General features: G+C 70.6%; 15 protein-coding genes. 10 read left to right on the top strand and 5 right to left on the bottom strand.

Going from position 1 to position 18,756, the window contains the following annotated elements:
- The first annotated feature begins 118 nt into the window (after positions 1 to 118).
- Together FHS38_RS07905 and pruA are read left to right on the top strand one after the other, a co-directional pair.
- Positions 119 to 1,045, top strand: coding sequence for a proline dehydrogenase family protein (locus tag FHS38_RS07905; RefSeq protein WP_184733354.1), 927 nt, complete (start codon positions 119 to 121; stop codon positions 1,043 to 1,045).
- A 44-nt stretch (positions 1,046 to 1,089) separates the two neighbouring features.
- Positions 1,090 to 2,721, top strand: coding sequence for an L-glutamate gamma-semialdehyde dehydrogenase (gene pruA / locus FHS38_RS07900; RefSeq protein WP_184732287.1), 1,632 nt, complete (start codon positions 1,090 to 1,092; stop codon positions 2,719 to 2,721).
- 177 nt (positions 2,722 to 2,898) lie between these two features.
- Here the strand turns inward: pruA and FHS38_RS07895 are convergent, their stop codons facing one another.
- Together FHS38_RS07895 and FHS38_RS07890 are read right to left on the bottom strand one after the other, a co-directional pair.
- Entirely contained in the window at positions 2,899 to 3,249 is a 351-nt protein-coding gene (locus FHS38_RS07895; protein ID WP_184732285.1) for an SH3 domain-containing protein, read from the bottom strand.
- A 142-nt stretch (positions 3,250 to 3,391) separates the two neighbouring features.
- Positions 3,392 to 4,276, bottom strand: a complete 885-nt coding sequence (locus FHS38_RS07890) for a phosphatidate cytidylyltransferase (protein WP_184732283.1) — start codon at positions 4,274 to 4,276, stop codon at positions 3,392 to 3,394.
- Positions 4,277 to 4,606: 330 nt separating this feature from the next.
- On the opposite strand from FHS38_RS07890, the gene FHS38_RS07885 reads away from it, so the two are divergent.
- Positions 4,607 to 4,759 carry a hypothetical protein gene (locus FHS38_RS07885; RefSeq protein ID WP_184732280.1) on the top strand — a complete coding sequence of 51 codons (153 nt, stop codon included), beginning with the start codon at positions 4,607 to 4,609 and terminating at the stop codon, positions 4,757 to 4,759.
- A 259-nt stretch (positions 4,760 to 5,018) separates the two neighbouring features.
- Here the strand turns inward: FHS38_RS07885 and FHS38_RS07880 are convergent, their stop codons facing one another.
- The gene (locus tag FHS38_RS07880) at positions 5,019 to 6,602 is read right to left on the bottom strand and encodes a purple acid phosphatase family protein (protein WP_184732279.1); all 1,584 of its coding nucleotides are present in this window, start codon (positions 6,600 to 6,602) and stop codon (positions 5,019 to 5,021) included.
- 130 nt (positions 6,603 to 6,732) lie between these two features.
- Between FHS38_RS07880 and FHS38_RS07875 the strand changes: the two genes are divergently transcribed.
- The 4 genes from FHS38_RS07875 (at position 6,733) to cimA (ending at position 12,607) form a co-directional block, all read left to right on the top strand.
- Complete coding sequence (locus FHS38_RS07875; protein WP_184732277.1) at positions 6,733 to 7,773, top strand: 3-isopropylmalate dehydrogenase; 1,041 nt, start codon at positions 6,733 to 6,735, stop codon at positions 7,771 to 7,773.
- 261 nt (positions 7,774 to 8,034) lie between these two features.
- Positions 8,035 to 9,141: a branched-chain amino acid aminotransferase gene (locus FHS38_RS07870; RefSeq protein ID WP_184732275.1), complete on the top strand. Its 1,107-nt coding sequence runs from the start codon at positions 8,035 to 8,037 to the stop codon at positions 9,139 to 9,141.
- A 162-nt stretch (positions 9,142 to 9,303) separates the two neighbouring features.
- Positions 9,304 to 10,668, top strand: coding sequence for an MFS transporter (locus FHS38_RS07865; RefSeq protein WP_229822713.1), 1,365 nt, complete (start codon positions 9,304 to 9,306; stop codon positions 10,666 to 10,668).
- 304 nt (positions 10,669 to 10,972) lie between these two features.
- Positions 10,973 to 12,607 (top strand): citramalate synthase, encoded by a 1,635-nt coding sequence (cimA, locus tag FHS38_RS07860; RefSeq protein ID WP_184732273.1) that lies wholly within the window; start codon positions 10,973 to 10,975, stop codon positions 12,605 to 12,607.
- Positions 12,608 to 12,684: 77 nt separating this feature from the next.
- Here cimA and FHS38_RS07855 read toward each other — a convergent pair whose 3' ends face one another.
- Positions 12,685 to 13,332, bottom strand: coding sequence for a TetR/AcrR family transcriptional regulator (locus FHS38_RS07855; protein ID WP_184732271.1), 648 nt, complete (start codon positions 13,330 to 13,332; stop codon positions 12,685 to 12,687).
- Positions 13,333 to 13,438: 106 nt separating this feature from the next.
- Between FHS38_RS07855 and FHS38_RS07850 the strand changes: the two genes are divergently transcribed.
- Positions 13,439 to 14,956, top strand: coding sequence for an FAD-dependent monooxygenase (locus FHS38_RS07850; RefSeq protein WP_184732269.1), 1,518 nt, complete (start codon positions 13,439 to 13,441; stop codon positions 14,954 to 14,956).
- 11 nt (positions 14,957 to 14,967) lie between these two features.
- Here FHS38_RS07850 and FHS38_RS07845 read toward each other — a convergent pair whose 3' ends face one another.
- On the bottom strand, positions 14,968 to 15,591 hold the full coding sequence (locus tag FHS38_RS07845) for a YceI family protein (protein ID WP_184732267.1): 624 nt from the start codon (positions 15,589 to 15,591) through the stop codon (positions 14,968 to 14,970).
- Positions 15,592 to 15,810: 219 nt separating this feature from the next.
- Here FHS38_RS07845 and FHS38_RS07840 point away from each other — a divergent pair, with 219 nt between their 5' ends.
- On the top strand, positions 15,811 to 18,213 hold the full coding sequence (locus FHS38_RS07840) for a polysaccharide lyase 8 family protein (protein ID WP_229822712.1): 2,403 nt from the start codon (positions 15,811 to 15,813) through the stop codon (positions 18,211 to 18,213).
- 199 nt (positions 18,214 to 18,412) lie between these two features.
- Positions 18,413 to 18,756, top strand: a 344-nt coding sequence (locus FHS38_RS07835) for a carboxyl transferase domain-containing protein (protein ID WP_311775269.1), incomplete at its 3' end; no start/stop codon positions are given.

Here is an 18,756-nt window from a genome sequence, read left to right as displayed (position 1 = left end):
CCGGCCACGGATGCGTGACAGCTGTCGATGGCCGCGCGGTGGCGTGAACTCTACGTTTCACGTTGAGTTACTTATGCCGACTCCCCAGGTGGGGGCGGCCGTCATTGTGGAGGTGCCCGTGCTGGCTCCCGTGATCCTCGCCGCTTCGCGCAGCGACAAGATGCGCCGTTTCGTGTCGGCTGCCCCGGGCACCAAGCAGGTCGTCGACCGGTTCATCGCCGGCGAGACCGTCGATCAGGTCATCCCGATCGTGCAGGACGCCGCGGCCAAGGGCCTCGAGGTCACCCTGGACGTCGTGGGCGAGGACATCACCACGGTCGAGCAGTCGTACGCCGCCCGTGACGCCTATCTCGAGCTGGTCGACCGCCTCAAGGCGCTCGGCCTGGGCACCAAGGCCGAGATGTCGGTCAAGCTCTCCATGTTCGGCCAGGCCCTGGAGGGCGGCCACGAGCTGGCGCTCGCCAACGTGCGCCCGGTCGTCGAGGCCGCCGCCGCCATCGGCACCACGGTCACCCTGGACGCCGAGGACCACACCACCCTCGACTCGATGTTCGCCATCCACGAGGAGCTGCGGAAGGACTTCCCGCAGATCGGCTGTGTGATCCAGGCCTACCTCTTCCGCACCGAGGACGACGCCCGCCGGCTCGCCGCGGCCGGCAGCCGGGTGCGTATCGTTAAGGGTGCGTACAAGGAGCCCGCCTCCGTCGCGTACCAGGACAAGGCCGAGATCGACAAGGCGTTCGTCCGCATCGTCAAGATCCTCATGCAGGGCGAGGGCTACCCGATGATCGGGTCGCACGACCCGCGTCTGATCGCCATCTCGCAGGAGCTGGCGCGGCAGGCGGGGCGCAAACTGGATGAGTACGAATTCCAGATGCTGTACGGCATCCGCAGCGACGAGCACGTCCGGCTGGCCGCCGAGGGCCACCGGATGCGGGTGTACACGGCGTACGGCACCGACTGGTACGGCTACTTCATGCGTCGCCTCGCCGAGAAGCCCGCGAACCTGCTGTTCTTCGCCCGTTCCATCCTCACCACGGGCTGACACCCCCAGAACCCCCGCAAGAGCCCGAAGGAGACACGGAACTCATGGACGCCGTCACCCAGGTCCCCGCGCCGGTCAACGAGCCGGTGCACAGCTACGCCCCCGGTTCCCCGGAGCGTGCCCGCCTCGAGGCCAAGCTCAAGGAGCTGGCCGGCAACCCCATCGACCTGCCCATGACCATCAACGGTGAGAAGCGGATGGGCGGCGGCGAGCCGTTCCAGGTCGTGCAGCCGCACAACCACGCGGCCGTCATCGGCACCTTCAACAACGCCACCACCCGGGACGCCCAGGACGCGGTCGACGCCGCCCTGGCCGCCGCCCCGGCGTGGCGCGCGATGTCCTTCGACGACCGCGCGGCGATCATCCTGCGCGCCGCCGAGCTGCTGGCCGGCCCCTGGCGCGAGACGCTGGCCGCCTCCACCATGCTGGGCCAGTCGAAGACCGCCCAGCAGGCGGAGATCGACACCCCCTGTGAGCTCGTCGACTTCTGGCGCTTCAACGTGCACTTCGCGCGCCAGATCCTCGCCGAGCAGCCGGTCGCCAACTCCGCCGGCGTGTGGAACCGCAGCGACCACCGTCCGCTCGAGGGCTTCGTGTACGCGATCACGCCCTTCAACTTCACCGCCATCGCGGGCAACCTGCCGACCGCCCCGGCCCTGATGGGCAACGTGGTCGTCTGGAAGCCGTCCCCGACCCAGACCCACTCCGCCGTGCTGCTGATGCAGCTCCTGGAGGAGGCGGGCCTGCCCAAGGGCGTCATCAACCTGGTGACCGGTGACGGCATCGCCGTCTCCGAGGTGGCCCTGAACCACCCCGAGCTGGCCGGCATCCACTTCACCGGCTCGACCAAGACCTTCCAGTACCTGTGGAAGACGGTCGGCAACAACATCGAGAAGTACAAGTCCTACCCGCGCCTGGTCGGCGAGACCGGCGGCAAGGACTTCGTCGTGGCGCACCCGAGCGCCGACCCGGCGATCCTGAAGACCGCGCTGACCCGCGGCTCCTTCGAGTTCCAGGGCCAGAAGTGCTCGGCCTCCTCCCGCGCCTACGTCCCGCGTTCCCTCTGGGACAACGGCCTCAAGGAGCAGTTCGCGGCCGAGGTCGACGGCATCACCATGGGTGACGTCACCGACCTGTCGAACTTCATCGGCGCCGTCATCGACGACCGCTCGTTCGCCAAGAACAAGGCTGCGATCGACCGTGCCAAGTCCGACCCGACCTGCACGATCGTCGCGGGCGGCACGTACGACGACTCGGTCGGCTACTTCGTCCGCCCGACGGTCATCGAGTGCACGGACCCGGAGAACGAGGTCTTCACGACCGAGTACTTCGGCCCGATCCTCGCCGTCCACGTCTACGAGGACGCCGACTTCGACGCGATGCTGGCCCAGATGGAGTCCGTCTCGGCGTACGCCCTGACCGGCTCGATCATCGCCCAGGACCGCTACGCGGCGGCCGACGCGATGGAGAAGCTCCGCTTCGCCGCGGGCAACTTCTACATCAACGACAAGTCGACCGGCGCCGTCGTCGGCCAGCAGCCCTTCGGTGGCGGCCGCGCGTCCGGCACCAACGACAAGGCCGGCGCCGCGTCCAACCTGATGCGCTGGACCTCGACCCGCTCCATCAAGGAGACGCTGGTCCCGCCGACCGAGTACGGCTACCCGCACATGGGCTGATCAGCCCTTTCATAAGTTCCGCCCCCGCCCGGCTCCCCAGCCGGGCGGGGGCGTCGCTTTTCGCCGCCGTGTTTTCCCCGGTCACCGGGCTTCCCCGGCCCGGTTCACCCGGTCTCCCGGTTCACCCGGTCTCCACGGCCGGCCGCCGGACCGGCCGTGGAGGGTGCCGCGGTGGTGCTACAGCCCGCCGCAGTACGGCGGGATGATGTTGGCGTGGGCCACGTAGCCGCGGGTGCCCTTGGGCAGCCCGCCCCTGCTCTTGGCCTTCAGCTGGACGTAGTCCCACTTGCCCGACTTGCTCAGGATCCGGATCGGGTCCTTGAAGTAGAGCTGGCCCTTGACGCCGCTCGACGCGCTTGCCTTGGTGCGCAGCCGGGTGCCGTCGGTGTAGATGGCCGCGTTGTCCGCGTTGCAGGGCTTGGCGGCCGCCGCGCGCTGCGGAGCCGCGGTGGCTGCCTGGGCCGGGGCGGCCAGGGCGGCACCGCCGATCAGCGCGACCGTGGTGAGCGCGAGGGATATTCGACGCACGGACATGTCCTCCGGTGGGTGGAGCGATGGGTGGAGCGATGGGTGAATCAAGATCGCGGCTACCGCCGCGGCGATCACCCTAGGCGCCGTCGGGTCGTGCTCGTATGGCAGTTTTGTCACGCCCCTGTCACGGGGATGGTCGTCACAGCATCACCAGCATCGCGAGCGGCAGCGCCAACAACAGGGAGCCGAGCCGGTCGAGGAGACCGCCGAAGCCCGGCAGCCAGTCGCCCGTGCCCCGCACGCCGGCCTCCCGGGTGAGCGCGGAAACGAGCAGGCCGCCGACGACACAGCCGCACAGCACCGCGGCCCACAGCGTGACCGTGAACCCGCCGACCGCGCTCAGACCGACGGCCACGCCGATGCCCCCGGTGAGCACACCCGCCCAGGTCCGGTCGGGGGAGAGCCGGGACAACGGCCGGGCGAGGCCGCCGCCCAGCCGGGACAGCAGGGCCCCGCCGCACCAGGCGGCCACGTCACCGAAGGCGACGGCCACGGTCACGGCGATCGCCGTGCCGTCCAGCGCCATGAGTCCACTCAGGGCCACCGGGATCCACAGCACTCCGAAGACCGTGCGCGCCGCCCGCTCACCGGCCCTCGCCGGATCCCCGGACAGCACCGCGGCCGCCACGCACGCGATCAGCACGAGCACCGGGAACCGCAGACCGAAATCGAGGCGTTCCGGCAGTACGTGGGCCACGTCCGCCAGCGGCGGCAGCAGCACGGCCGCGACGCCCAGCACCACCCGCTCGCCCCGGCCGAGGCGCATCAGCCGCGCGTACTCGACGACCGCGACCAGCCCCAGCACGGCCGGCAGCAGCATCGGCCCCGGCGAGTCCACCGGGTACAGCGCGGTGAAGAACAACAGCGCCATCACGAGCGAGGTGCCCCAGGCGCGGCGCAGTTCACGTCGGGCGGTGACGCGCGCGGGGAGGATCGCGACGGCCAGACCGCCGACGACCAACGCCCCGGCGACGACGGGCAGGGCGCGGCCGAACGCCTCCTCGGCCTCCAGTAGAGCGCTCATCGCGCCTCGTCGGGCGTGCGGCGGGCCGGGGCCCAGGGTTCGCGTATGTACTGGCCGTTCATGGGCCCTACTGTCGCCGACCCGTTTCCGCGCCGGGCGGGCGGGTGGACCCGTACCCCGTCTCAGATAGTAGGAAGGCCGACTAAATGTGCAGACAGCGCGGTCCCGCTGACCTAGCGTGGAAGCAGCCGAACGTCCCGCTCCATCGAGCGAAGGCGGTTGCGGCCCGGTGCGTGAGCGCAGGTGACCCCTGCCGTACGCGGGCCCCCGCACTCTTTCCGGCATTCATCCGCACTTCTCGGGGCTTCCTTTCAGAGGAGACGTGACTCCATGGCCGAGACCGCCGTCCGCAGGACCCGCCGCAGCGCCCGCGGCGCCCGTACGTCCGACACCACCGCCCGCAAGACCGACCGCGCCAACGCCGCCGCCGCACTCCAGCGCGCGCTCGACCGCCGCGACAACGGCGGCGTGACGGGACACTGATCGCCCGTCCGGCGGATCTTTCGGCTGCGGGTCGTCTGCGCCGCCTGCGGCGGCGGGCGCCCTGCGGGCGCGTCCTCAATCGCCGGACGGGCTCATTCAAGCCCCTCCGGCGATTGAGGACACCGCCGCGCAGCGGAGGTGCACGTGAGGCGGCCCGCAGCCGCTGTTTCACCTTCGCTGCGCGTCACGTCGCGCCCGCGCTCCGCGTCACCGTGCGGTGCTATTCCTTCCCGGCTCCGCTCCGCGTCACCGTGCGGTGCTATTCCTTCCCGGCTCCGCTCCGCGTCACCGTGAAGTGATCCACCCGCGCGCCGCTCTCCGCCAGTGCCGTCACCCGCAGTCGTGGGTGACGGCCCGGCTCGGCCTCGACGGCGAGGAAAGAGAAGCCGGTGTACCGCACGCGTGACCACTCCACCGTTTCCGGCTTCTTCACCCGGCCCTTCTCCCAGTGGTAGCTGGCGACACCGTCGAGGTCCTTCACATGGCCCTCGTAGCTGTCCGGCACGGGGAAGTCGTACAGCGCCTTGCCCGCCCCGCCCGCGGTGACGTACACGATGCCGTCCCGCGTCGAGTCGACGCTCCCGCCGATCGGGACCTTCCTGCCCACCCGCCTGCCCCGGATCGCGTCGGTCCGTTCGTAGACGTGGTTGTGGCCGTTGACGACCAGGTCCACCTGGTGTTCCTCGAACAGCGGCAGCCACGCGTCGCGCACCCCGCCGTCCGAGGCGTGCGCCTTCGTCGTCGAGAACGCGCAGTGGTGGAAGAAGACGACGAGGAAGTCGATCCCGCGCTGCGCGCGCAGCTCCCGCAGCCGCCGGTCCAGCCAGGCGGTCTGTCTGCCGCCGGTGTAGCCGGTGTTGGCGGCGATCTCGTACGAGACGTCGTTGGCGTCCAATGCGACGACGCCCACGTTTCCGTAGGTGAAGGAGTAGACCCCCGGTGCGTGGCGCGCGTCGAAGCCGTTGTCCGGCAGGGTCCAGCGGGCGCGCTGGCCGCCGTAGCCGTTGGGGGAGTACCAGGCCTCCATGTCGTGGTTGCCGGTGGTCACCATCCATGGCACCCGTGCCGCCACCGACTCGGTCTGCGCGAGGAACTGGTCCCACACCCGCGCGTCGTAGACGTCCGTCGGCTTGCCCGCGCCGCTGTTGTCGGCGTAGCAGATGTCGCCCGCGTGGAGATGGAAGGCCGGGTCCTGGCCGAGGATCAGCTGGTCGTTGGCGAGCGCGTCGTAGCTGACACCCTGGTCGCCGAAGGCGGTGAAGACGAATTTCTCCGCGTGGTCCGGGGCGGTGCGGAAGGTGCCGACGGTCGCGAAGTGACGCGGGTCGGCGGGGTCGTGGCCGGTGTGGCCGACGCCGTAGTAGTAGGTCCTGCCCGGGAGGAGGCCGTCCAATGCGGCGTGCAGATAGACCTGGTCGACGGCCGGGAGCTTGTCGCTGAGCGCGGGCGTGTGCAGAGCGCGCACCTCCGCCTCGACGCGCAGGTCGAGGTCCCACGGTTCGAGGCCCACCCGGACGAACGGGCTCTTGACCGCGAACGGCACCTGCCAGGAGATCCGCATCTGCGTCTGCGGATCGGCGCCGAAGGCGAGATGGCGGCCGAAGGGCGCCACCAGCGAGCCGTCCACCCGGGCGGTCGCGGGCGCGTCGACCAGGGTGGGGCCGGTCACCGCGTACGCGCTCGCGCCGCCGAGGACGCCCATCCCGGCGACCGTCCCGGCCGCGGCGGCACCGGTGCGCAGCATCCCGCGCCGGGTGAGCTTCGTCCGCAGGTACTCGTGCTGCTCCGCCATCGTCATCCGGACGGCCAGGTGATCGGGAATGCCTACCCGTGGTGTCTCCATGCTCGAAAACGTCCCAGGAACGAGCGACACCGTCCCGTACTTGGGGTGAACGTGACCTGACCGGACTGCCATCTGTCCGTATCGTGGACGTTGCGTGTCAACCACCGGGACGGCGGAGTACGGTCCCGATATGTCTCGCACCATGCGCCTCGCAGTGATCCCCGGTGACGGTATCGGCCAGGAAGTCGTGGCCCAGGGCCTCAAGGTCCTCACGGCCGTCCTTCCCTCGGACGTGAAGCTGGAGACCCGGGAGTACGATCTCGGCGCCCGGCGCTGGCACGCGACGGGCGAGACCCTGACGGACGCCGAACTCGCCTCCCTCAAGGACCACGACGCGATCCTGCTCGGCGCGGTCGGCGACCCCTCCGTGCCGTCCGGCGTGCTCGAGCGCGGGCTGCTGCTCAAGCTGCGCTTCGCCTTCGACCACTACGTCAACCTGCGTCCCTCGAAGCTCTTCCCCAACACGGACACCCCGCTGGCCGGGCGCCCGGAGATCGACTTCGTCGTCGTCCGCGAGGGCACCGAGGGCCCCTACGTCGGCAACGGCGGCAGCCTGCGCACCGGCACCCCCGACGAGGTCGCCACCGAGGTCAGCCTCAACACGGCACTGGGCGTGGAGCGCGTGGTGCGTGACGCGTACGAGCGCGCGCAGGCCCGGCCGCGCAAGAAGCTGACCCTCGTCCACAAGAACAACGTCCTCGTCTACGCGGGCCACCTGTGGAAGAACGTCTTCGACCGGGTCGGCCTGGAGTACCCCGAGGTCACCACCGACTATCTGCACGTCGACGCCGCGACGATCTTCTTCGTCACCCAGCCCGAGCGCTTCGACGTCATCGTCACCGACAACCTCTTCGGTGACATCCTCACCGACCTCGCCGCCGCCGTCACCGGTGGCATCGGGCTGGCCGCCTCCGGGAACATCAACCCGACCGGCGCCTTCCCGTCGATGTTCGAGCCGGTCCACGGCTCCGCGCCCGACATCGCCGGCACCGGCAAGGCCGACCCCACGGCCGCCGTCCTCTCCGTCGCGCTCCTGCTGCGCCACCTCGGTCACGAGGCGGAGGCGGCCCGTGTCGAGGCGGCCGTCGCCGACGACCTCGCCGCTCGCGACGGTTCACCCCGGACGACGGACGAGATCGGCGACGCGCTCGCCGCACGAGTATCCGGCTGACCCGGCCGCCACGGCTCCGGCGCCATCCCTGACGGCAGTGCTGTAGATGTAGAGCACCGCTATATGAGATGGATCGCTGTGCTACCGCGCGGTTGGGTGCGACCATCCATCCAGGGCCGCGCACGGTTTTTTCGTCCACGGCCCCACGCGAGCGATAATCGAACGTGGGGCCGCGGTATGAGGGGAAGCTCGGACGTCCTCGAGTCGATCGGGACGGAATGAGCGCGGTCCGCCACACACCAAGGTGAAGGACACGCATTCATGACGACGCCCACGATCGAGCTCAAGCCCTCCTCGCACCCGCTGTCCGACGCGGAGCGCGAGAAGATCCTGGCCAGCCCCGGTTTCGGCCGGCACTTCACCGACCACATGGTCACCATCAAGTGGACCGAGGGCCGTGGCTGGCACGACGGACAGCTCGTGCCGTACGCGCCGCTGTCGATCGACCCGGCCAACATGACCCTGCACTACGCGCAGGAGATCTTCGAGGGCCTGAAGGCCTACCGCCGCCCCGACGGCTCGGTCGCCACCTTCCGGCCCGAGGCCAACGCCGAGCGCTTCCAGAAGTCCGCCCGCCGCCTGGCCATGCCGGAGCTGCCCGTCGAGACCTTCATCGAGGCCTGTGACGTGCTGGTCCAGCAGGACAAGAAGTGGGTGCCCGAGCACGGCGGCGAGGAGTCCCTCTACCTGCGCCCGTTCATGATCGCGACCGAGGTCGGCCTCGGTGTGCGGCCCGCCAACGAGTACCTCTTCATCGTCATCGCCTCGCCCGCGGGAGCGTACTTCCCCGGCGGCGTGAAGCCGGTCTCCGTCTGGCTCTCCGAGAACTACGTCCGCGCGGTGCCCGGCGGCATGGGCTTCGCCAAGACCGGCGGCAACTACGCGGCCTCCCTGCTCGCCCAGGCCGAGGCGGCGGAGAAGGGCTGCGACCAGGTGGTCTGGCTCGACGCCCTGGAGCACCGCTGGGTCGAGGAGATGGGCGGCATGAACCTGTACTTCGTGTACGGGGCCGAGGCCAATGAGCAGCCCAGGATCGTCACCCCCGAGCTCACCGGCTCGCTGCTCGCCGGCGTCACCCGTGACTCCCTGCTGAAGCTCGCCAAGGAGCTCGGTTACGAGTCCGAGGAAGGCCGCATCTCCACCGAGGACTGGAAGCGCGACACCGAGAACGGCACGCTCACCGAGGTGTTCGCCTGCGGCACGGCCGCGGTCATCACCCCGGTCGGCTCCGTGAAGTCCGCGGGCGCCGAGTGGACCCAGGCCGACGGGCAGCCGGGCGTGGTCACGATGAAGCTGCGCGAGGCGCTGCTCGACATCCAGACCGGCAAGGCCGAGGACACCCGCGGCTGGATGCACCCGCTGGGCTGAGCCCGCTGCCGCCACCGCCGAGGCCGCCCCGACGAACCGTCGGGGCGGCCTCGGCGGTTCGGGGCCCGGGCGGCCGCCGTGAACGCAACGCACGCAAGTTGGCATGATCGTTGCCGCCCGGCCCCTTGTCCGGCACGTGTCGTTCCGCCAACGTGATCGACCATGGGACGACAGCACTGGAAGAAGATCTGGGTCGGCTCGGCCGGCAACATGGTCGAATGGTTCGACTGGTTCGTGTACGCCAGCTTCGCCACCTACTTCGCGGGTGCCTTCTTCCCCTCGGGTGACGACACGGCGAAGCTCATGAACACCGCGGGCCTCTTCGCCGTCGGCTTCTTCATGCGTCCCCTCGGTGGCTGGCTGCTCGGCCGCGTCGGCGACCGGCGCGGCCGCAAGTCGGCGCTCACCTTGACCGTCACCTTGATGTCGGCCTCCGCCGTACTGATCGCCATCGCGCCGACCTACGCGGTCGCGGGCTACGGCGGCGCGGCCGTCCTGCTGGTCGCCCGACTGCTCCAGGGCCTCTCGGTCGGCGGCGAGTACGCGGCCAGTGCCACCTACCTCACCGAGGCGTCCGCGCCCGGCCGCCGCGGCTTCGCCTCCAGCTTCCAGTACGTGTCCATGACCGCGGGCCAGCTCGTCGGCCTCGGTCTGCAGATCCTCCTGCAACACACCCTGTCCGACAGCGCGCTGCACAGCTGGGGCTGGCGCATCCCCTTCGTCGTCGGCGCGCTCGGCGCGGCCGTCATCTTCTATCTGCGGCGCAACATGCTGGAGACGGAGGTGTACGAGGAGTCGGGCGAGACCTCGCACGAGGACCGCGGCACGATCAAGGCGCTGCTGCGGCACAAGCGCGAGGCGTTCCTCGTCGTCGCGCTGACCATGGGCGGCACGGTCGCGTACTACACGTACACGACGTACCTCACCAAGTACCTCTCCAACAGCGCGGGTCTGTCCAAGCAGACGGCGACCCTCGTCAGCTTCTGCGCCCTCTTCGTCTTCATGTGCCTGCAGCCCCTCGCGGGCGCCCTCTCGGACCGCATCGGCCGCCGCCCGCTGCTCGTCACCTTCGCCGTGGGCTCCACCTTCCTGACCGTGCCGATCATGACGCTGCTCGGGCACGCGGGTTCCTTCTGGCCGGCGTTGGGCCTGGCCCTGCTGGCGCTGATCGTCGTCACCGGTTACACGTCGATCAACGCGTGCGTGAAGGCGGAGCTGTTCCCCACCGGCGTACGGTCGCTGGGAGTCGCCCTGCCGTACGCCATCGCCAACGCGCTCTTCGGGGGGACGGCGGAATACGTGGCGCTGTGGTTCAAGAAGGGCGGCATCGAGTCCGGCTACTACTGGTACGTGGCGGGCTGCGCGGCCGTCTCCCTGATCGTCTACCTCACCATGCGCGAGACGCGGGACATCGACCTGAAGAACGTGGGCGGGGCGGCGACGGTGGTTCCGGCCCGCCCGGCGATCGAGGACACGACCGAGCCCGCGAAGTCGAGCCCGGCACAATCCAGCCCGCCCGGCGTTTGAGGGCGACACTGACCGCATCGTGAGATCCGACCGCGCCCCATCGGGGTTCCGTGCCAGGATGGCGCCATGCTCTCGTTCGCCATGATTATTGGCAGCAGGCGCGCCGGTCCGCAGTGACCGCCTCGTACCAACCCAGTACGACGCGGACACCGTCGTCCCAGACCCGCGCGCAGACCTCTCGCACCCGCGAGAGGTCTTTTCGTTTCCCGGCCCACCACGCCGGAGGCGTATCGCGCGGGATCATAGGGGGACGGTGGAACCGGTTATTCCGGTAGACCGAGATCTCGACAGGAGTCAGAGCAGCATGACGGACGCACCCGAGGACGGCTTCCCCGCCGAGGACAGCCTTCAGGTCGACGACGGCTTCCACGTCTTCGACACGACGCTGCGCGACGGCGCACAGCGCGAGGGCATCAGCCTCACCGTCGCGGACAAGCTGACCATCGCCCGGCACCTGGACGACTTCGGCGTCGGCTTCATCGAGGGCGGCTGGCCCGGCGCCAACCCCCGCGACACCGAGTTCTTCCAGCGGGCCGCCGCCGAGATCGACTTCCGGCACGCACAGCTCGTCGCTTTCGGTGCCACGCGCAAGGCGGGCGTACGGGCCGAGGACGACCCGCAGGTCGCCGCACTGGTCGACTCCGGCGCCCCGGTCGTCACCCTGGTGGCCAAGTCCCACGACCGGCACGTCGAACTCGCCCTGCGCACCACGCTGGACGAGAACCTGGCGATGGTGCGGGACACCGTCTCCTATCTGCGGGAGCGGGGCCGTCGCGTCTTCGTCGACTGCGAGCACTTCTTCGACGGCTACCACGCCAACCCCGGCTACGCGACGCAGGTCGTGCGCACCGCGCACGAGGCCGGTGCCGATGTGGTCGTGCTCTGCGACACCAACGGCGGCATGCTCCCCGCCCAGGTCCGGACGGTGGTGGAGGCCGTGCTGGCCGAGACCGGCGCCCGGCTCGGCATCCACGCCCAGGACGACACCGGCTGCGCGGTGGCCAATACGCTCGCCGCCGTGGACGCCGGCGCCACGCACGTGCAGTGCACCGCCAACGGCTACGGCGAGCGGGTCGGCAACTCCAACCTCTTCCCCGTGGTCGCGGCGTTGGAGATCAAGTACGACCGACGGGTGCTCCCGCCGGGAAAGCTGGCGGAGATGACGCGCATCTCGCACGCCATCGCCGAGGTCGTCAACCTCACGCCCTCCACCCACCAGCCCTATGTAGGGGTCTCCGCCTTCGCCCACAAGGCGGGGCTGCACGCATCGGCGATCAAGGTCGACCCCGATCTGTACCAGCACATCGACCCGGAGCGGGTCGGCAACACCATGCGGATGCTCGTCTCCGACATGGCCGGGCGGGCGTCCATCGAGCTCAAGGGCAAGGAGCTGGGCATCGACCTCGGCGACGACCGCGCCCTGGTCGCGCGGGTCGTCGAGCGCGTCAAGGAGCGTGAACTCGCCGGCTATACGTACGAGGCCGCCGACGCTTCCTTCGAGCTGCTGCTGCGCGCGGAGGTCGAAGGCCGATCCCGCCGCTACTACCGCGTGGAGTCCTGGCGCGCGATCGTCGAGGACCGGCCCGACGGCACGCACGCCAACGAGGCGACCGTGAAGCTGTGGGCCAAGGGCGAGCGCATCGTCGCCACCGCGGAGGGCAACGGCCCGGTCAACGCCCTCGACCGCGCGCTGCGCGTCGCGCTGGAGCGCATCTATCCGCAGCTGGCCGCGCTGAAGCTGACGGACTACAAGGTCCGCATCCTGGAAGGCAGCCTGGGCACGGGCTCGATCACCCGGGTCCTGGTCTCCACGAGCGACGAGCGCGGCGAGTGGTCCACCGTCGGTGTCGCGGAAAACGTCATCGCCGCGTCCTGGCAGGCACTCGACGACGCCTACGCCTACGGTCTGCGGCGAGCGGGGGTCGAGCCGCAGGAGTAGCGCCGGGGGCGCAGGGTGGTGCCGGGACGCAGGGGCGCCGCCGTGGGCGCGGCCGCCCGCCGCCCCGGCGCCGCCCGTCAGCCGTAGTGGGCCGCCAGCCCGCCGCCGAGCAGGTCGTAACCGAGCTCGGCGGCGGCGTGCGCTTCGGGCAGCGCCTGCTCGGCGGTGCGGCCGTCCGCGATCCTGCGCCAGTTCGCCTCGGCGAGGCGCCGGTGGAGGGTGATGATCTGCGCGGCCGCGAGCTCGGCCGCGAACCGAGCCGTCGCCGCGCCGTCGTCGGCGGTCTCGTGGAGCGCCTCGGTCAGCTCCTCCTCGTCCCGCCCGGTGTAGCGCACCAGCCGGGCCAGCAGGCTGGGCGTGGTGTAGAGCATGTCGTTGAACGCCCGGATCCGGGCGTCGTCGTTGAGGCCCGTGATCGGGTCGTGGGCATCGAGCCGCGCATGGAAGTGGGAGCGCAGGGCGGCCAGCGGCGACTGGCCCGCGGCCCGGTCGCGCACCACGCGGGCGGACTCGCCCTGATGGTCGGCGATCCGGTGCAGGGCCAGATCCTCCTTGGCCGGGAAATAGCGGAAGAGGGTCGGCTTGGACACCTCCACCGCGGCCGCCACGTCCGCGACCGACACCTGATCGAAGCCCCGCTCCAGGAAGAGCTCGATCGCCGTGCTGGACAGCGCCTCTCGCGTGCGCTGCTTCTTCCGTTCCCGCAGTCCGGTCGCCTCGTTCACACGACCACCCTACCAGATTCTCGTTACCAAGAAAGATTTGTTACCCGGTTGCATTTTCTGTTCCGGGGGCCTTTCATGGAGACACCGAACGACGGAGGGACACCGCATGACATCCACAGTGCTGATCGTGGGCGCCGGGCCGACCGGGCTGACTCTCGCGTGCACCATCGCCCGGGCCGGGGTGCCGGTCCGCATCATCGACAAGTCCCCCGCCTTCCACCGCACTTCGCGCGCCAAGGGTCCCAATCAGCGCAGCCGTGAGGTGTTCAAGGACCTCGGCGTGGCGGCGGAGTTCGACGCCGCGGGCATCGAGCGCACGGTGTTGCGCAAGTACCGGGGAGGCGTCCCGCTGGCCGACACCGAGATCTTCGCGGGAGCGGTCCCGACGCCCGGCGCACCGTACGGAAAGGGCCTGGGCATACCGCAGTGGCGCACCGAGGAGATCCTCCGCGCCAAGCTCGCCGAGTACGGGGCCGAGGTCGAACTCGGCTGTGAGATGGCCGGGTTGACGCAGGACGAGCAGGGGGTGACCGTCACGCTCGTGGACGGGCGGCGCATCGAGACGTCGTACGTCGTGGGGTGCGACGGCGGAAGGGGCATCATGCGCAAGGCGCTCGGCGTGTCCTTCGAGGGCGAGTCCGAGGACGAGGAATGCATGGTGATCGGGGACGTGGAGGCCGAGGGGCTGGACCGCGCCTACTGGCACCAGTGGTTCGACGAGGACGGCGCGATCATGCTCTGGCCCGTTCCGGGCACCGACTCCTGGCAGCTTCAGGGGACACCCGAGCGCGATGCCGAGGGCCGCCTGGTGGCGCCTTCGCTGGAGACCTTTCAGCGCCTCTTCGACCGGCACGCGCGGATGCCCGGGGTGCGGCTCACCAACCCCACATGGATCTCGACCTACCGCATCAACGTACGGATGGCCGAGCGCTTCAGGGTCGGTCGCGCCTTCCTCGCGGGCGACGCGGCACACGTGCAGCCGATAGCGGGCGGCCTCGGGATGAACACCGGCGTCCAGGACGCCTTCAACCTCGGCTGGAAGCTCGCGCTCGTCGCCAAGGGGCAGGCGGGAGAGGGGCTGTTGGACACATACGAGGAGGAGCGGCTCCCCGTCGCGGCCTGGACGCTCCGGACCACCGACGAGCGGATGCGGGCGGTGCGGGTGGCCGTCAGGGAAGCGGGCGTCGGCACGGAGGTGGTCATCGACGACGCCGTCACCACGCTGGGCGTGGGTTACCGCTGGAGTTCACTGGCGTGCGGTGGGGAGACGGCGGGCGACCGGGCACCGGACGCGCCCTGCGTGGACGCGGTCACCGGCCGGCCGGTGCGGCTCTTCGACGTCTTCGCCGGACCGCATTTCACGCTGCTGGGTTTCGGCGAGGACAGCGCGAAGGCGCTGGCGGAGGTGGCGGGGGAGTGCGGTGACTCCGTCCGCACCTGCCTTGTCGGTGCGGGGCCCGGGGAAGGGCTCGCGGATCCCGAGGGGCACGCCCGCGCGGCGTACGGGGTGGCGGAAGGCCGGGGGAGTCTCGTGCTCGTACGGCCCGACAACCACATAGCGCTGAGCGCGGCCGCGGACCGAGGCGCCGACGTCATCGACTGTCTGCGGCGCCTCGGTCGCTGATCCGCACGGGGTCAGGCCTGGGCGGCGGTCTTGACGGCGGAGATGTCGAAGGTCAGCTTCACCTTGTCGCTGACCATCACACCACCGGTCTCCAGGGCCGCGTTCCAGGTCAGACCCCAGTCGGAGCGCAGGATCTCGGCGCTGCCCTCGAAGCCGACGCGCTCGTTGCCGTAGACGTCGGTGGCCGAGCCGTTGAACTCCAGGTCGATGGCGAGGGGGCGGGTGACGTCCTTGATGGTGAGGTCGCCGGTGATCCGGTAGCGGTCGCCGCCGAGCTGCTCGGCGGTGGTGGAGCGGAAGGTCATCAGGGGGAACGCCGCGGCGTCGAAGAAGTCGTCGCCGCGCAGATGGGCGTCGCGGTCCTTGATGCCGGTGTCCACGCTCTCGATCTTGATGTCGATGCGTGCCGTGGAGCGGGACGGGTCGGTGCCGTCGAGGTGAAGGCTGCCCTCGTGCTCGGCGAAGGAGCCCTTCACGTTGGTCACCATGGCGTGGCGCACGGTGAAGCCGATGCTGCTGTGAGCCGGGTCGATGGCGTAGTCGCCGGTCAGGGCCGCCAGTGCGGGGTCCACGTCGAGGACGGCGGTGGTGGCGACTGCGGTGGCGGTGCTGCTCTTGCGGCTGAAGAGGCCCATGACGTTCTCCTGAGGGATCGAGATTGTTGAAGGTTCAACGAGAAATAAGGTAGCTCGATCTGGTTCAAGTTTCAACATCTATGTCCGGGGATTCTTCGCGAAGGTCTTCGGGGAGGGGATCCGGCTATGGCCGAGTCGGCGGTATTGCCGCACGTCCACGCGCCGTGCCACGGTGTGGCCCCGGTACCGCCCGCACCTCGTGCCCCGGGAGAATCCGCCGTGCCGTCTGCCCCGAGCTGGACCCGCCGCGGCTTCCTCGCCGCCTCCGCCGTGACCGCCCTCGGCCTCACCGCCACCGGGCCGATGGACGCGGCCGCCGCGGCCGGCGCGGGTGCGGCCCCGGCCGATGAGTTCCGGGTGCTGCGGGAGAGATGGCGCGAGCTCATGCTCGGCACCGGCTTCGATGCCTCGGCCGAGCCGTACGCCTCGGTCCTGCGCCGCACCGGCGACCTCGCCCGCGCCCACCGGGCGGGCATGCGGCCCGGCCCCGCCTCGCTCTGGCCCGACGCGCCCTTCGACCCGCCCGCCGGCATCACCCAGAGCTACGCGCGCCTGCACACCATGGCCCAGGCCTACGCCCAGCCCGGCACCGGCGGCACCGGTGACGCCGGGCTCGCCGCCGACGTGATCGCCGGACTCGATCACCTCCACGACCGGATCTACCACCCCGGAACCACCCGCTACGGCAATTGGTGGGAGTGGCAGATCGGCAGCCCCCAACTGCTCCTCGACACCCTCACCCTCCTCCACGACCACATCGACCCCACCCGGCGCGCGGGCCAACTCGCCGCCGTCGACCACTTCGTCCCCGACGCGTTGCTCGGCGCCTACACCGGCACCAGCACCGGCGCCAACCGCGTCGACCTGTGCCGCGTCGTGGCCGTGCGCGGCATCCTGGGCGCGGCCCCCGCCAAGGTCGCCCTCGCCCGCGACGCCCTCTCCCCGGTCTTCCCCTACGTCACCAAGGGCGACGGGCTCTACGCCGACGGCTCCTTCATCCAGCACACCTGGGTCGCCTACTCCGGCACCTACGGCTACGTGCTGCTCGACGGACTCGGGCGGCTCTTCTCCCTGCTGCGCGGGTCGAGTTGGGAGATCGCCGACCCCCGTCGGCAGATCATCCACGACAGCGTCGAGCGGGCCTACGCCCCCCTGCTGTACAACGGCCTGATGATGGACAGCGTCTCAGGGCGCGCCATCAGCAGGGGTGTGCAGACCGCCGACCCCCGGCGGCTGCCCCAGGGCGACCACCAGCGCGGCCACGCGCTCATCGCCGCCATCGCGCTGCTGTCCGACGGAGCGAGCACGACGGATCGGGACCGCTGGCACGCCCTGGTCAAGGGGTGGATCGCCCGCGACACCACCAGCCCCGTGCGTTCCGACCCCCAGTTCGGTGTCGCCGACCTGGCCCGGCTCGCCGCCGTCGACGACGGCCCGGCACCCGCCGCCCCCGAGCCCGTCGGACACCGGATCTTCGCCGCCATGGACCGGGCCGTCCACCGGCGCCCCGGCTGGGCCGCGAACATCGCCATGGCCTCCGACCGCGTCAGCCACTACGAGAACGGCAACGGCGAGAACCCGCGCGGCTGGCACACCGGAGCCGGAATGCTCTACTGGTGGGGCCGCGACCACGGCGGCGACCAGTACACGGACGGCTTCTGGCCCACCGTCGACCCGTACCGGCTGCCCGGCACCACCGTCTCCGCCAAGCCCCTCGCCGACAACGAGGGCGGCGGCTGGGGCGAACCCAAGCCCGCCACGCGCTGGGTGGGCGGCGTCACCGACGGCGAGTTCGCCGCCGTCGGCCAGCACCTCAAGGGGCTCGGCTCCACCCTGGACGCCAGGAAGTCCTGGTTCTGCGCCGCCGATTCCGTCGTCTGCCTCGGCGCCGGGATCACCGCGCACGACGGCGTCCCCGTCGAAACGGTCGTCGACAACCGCAACCTCGGCGCCGCCGGCACCCCGCGGCTCACCGTCGACGGCGCACCCCAGCCCCCCGGCGACGGTTGGTCGCAGGTCTACGAGCGCGCCCACTGGGCCCATATCGAAGGGCACGGCGGCTACCTCTTCCCCGGCGGAACCCCGCTCACCGCACTGCGCCGATCGCGCACCGGCTCCTGGCGGGACATCAACACCGGCGGCAGCCCCGACCGGATCACCCGCCGCTACCTCACCCTCCTGCGCCCCCACGGCACCGACCCCGCGGACTCCTCCTACGCCTACGTCCTCATGCCCGGAGTCACCCCCCGCGCCCTCGCCGCCCACGCCCGGGACGAGCACCGGCTCACGGTCCTCGCCAACTCCCGCGACTGCCAGGCCGTCGAACTGCCCTCGCAGGGGCTGACCGCGGCCAATTTCTGGTCCCCGGGCACGGCCGGTACGCTCTGCGTCACGGCCCCCGCAGCCGTGCTCGTCCGCCGGCGGGGCCGCACCGCAACCCTCCACCTCGCCGACCCGCTGCGCGCCGGCACCCCGATCGACCTCCTCTGGGCCCGGCCCGTGCGCCGGGTCACCGCGCACGACGCCTCGGTCCGCGTGCTCGCCACGGGAGCCGCGCTGCGACTGCGCGTCCAGCCGGGAACGGCGTGTGCGGCGCACGCCTGCGAGGTGGTCCTCGGATGAGCCGCCGCCGTCAAGACGCTCGCCCTACGGCTCGCGACCTGGAGATTTGTGGAATACCCACAGCCCTGTAAGCCCACTGTGGGTGTGGTGAAGTGATAAAGCCCGTGTGCGTTTCTGTGCTGCCTGCCCACGAAACAGCGCATGACGTTGTATGAAACCGACATGAGTTTCCGGCACCCCCGGCACGTACCGTCTATGCATGAGCAATCTCGAAGGTGCGCCCGTAGAGGCGAGTGACGTCCGTGGGCGCGTCGCCGAGCTGCACGCCATCCGCGAGCAGGTTCGGCGTGGCCCCAGTGACCGGGCGACCCAGGCCCAGAAGGCCAAGGGCAAGCTGACGGCTCGCGAGCGTATTGACCTCCTCCTCGACGAGGGCTCTTTTTCCGAGGTGGAGCCGCTGCGGCGGCACCGCGCGCAGGGCTTCGGCCTGGAAGCGAAGAAGCCTTACACCGATGGTGTGATCACCGGGTGGGGGACGGTGCACGGGCGTACGGTTTTTGTGTACGCGCATGATTTCCGGATCTTCGGTGGTGCGTTGGGTGA

It is taken from the genome of Streptomyces netropsis (assembly GCF_014203545.1).
GTDB lineage: Bacteria > Actinomycetota > Actinomycetes > Streptomycetales > Streptomycetaceae > Streptomyces > Streptomyces netropsis.
The sequence above is the reverse complement of the archived record's forward strand: the minus strand, read 5'-3'. Positions and strand labels throughout refer to the sequence as shown.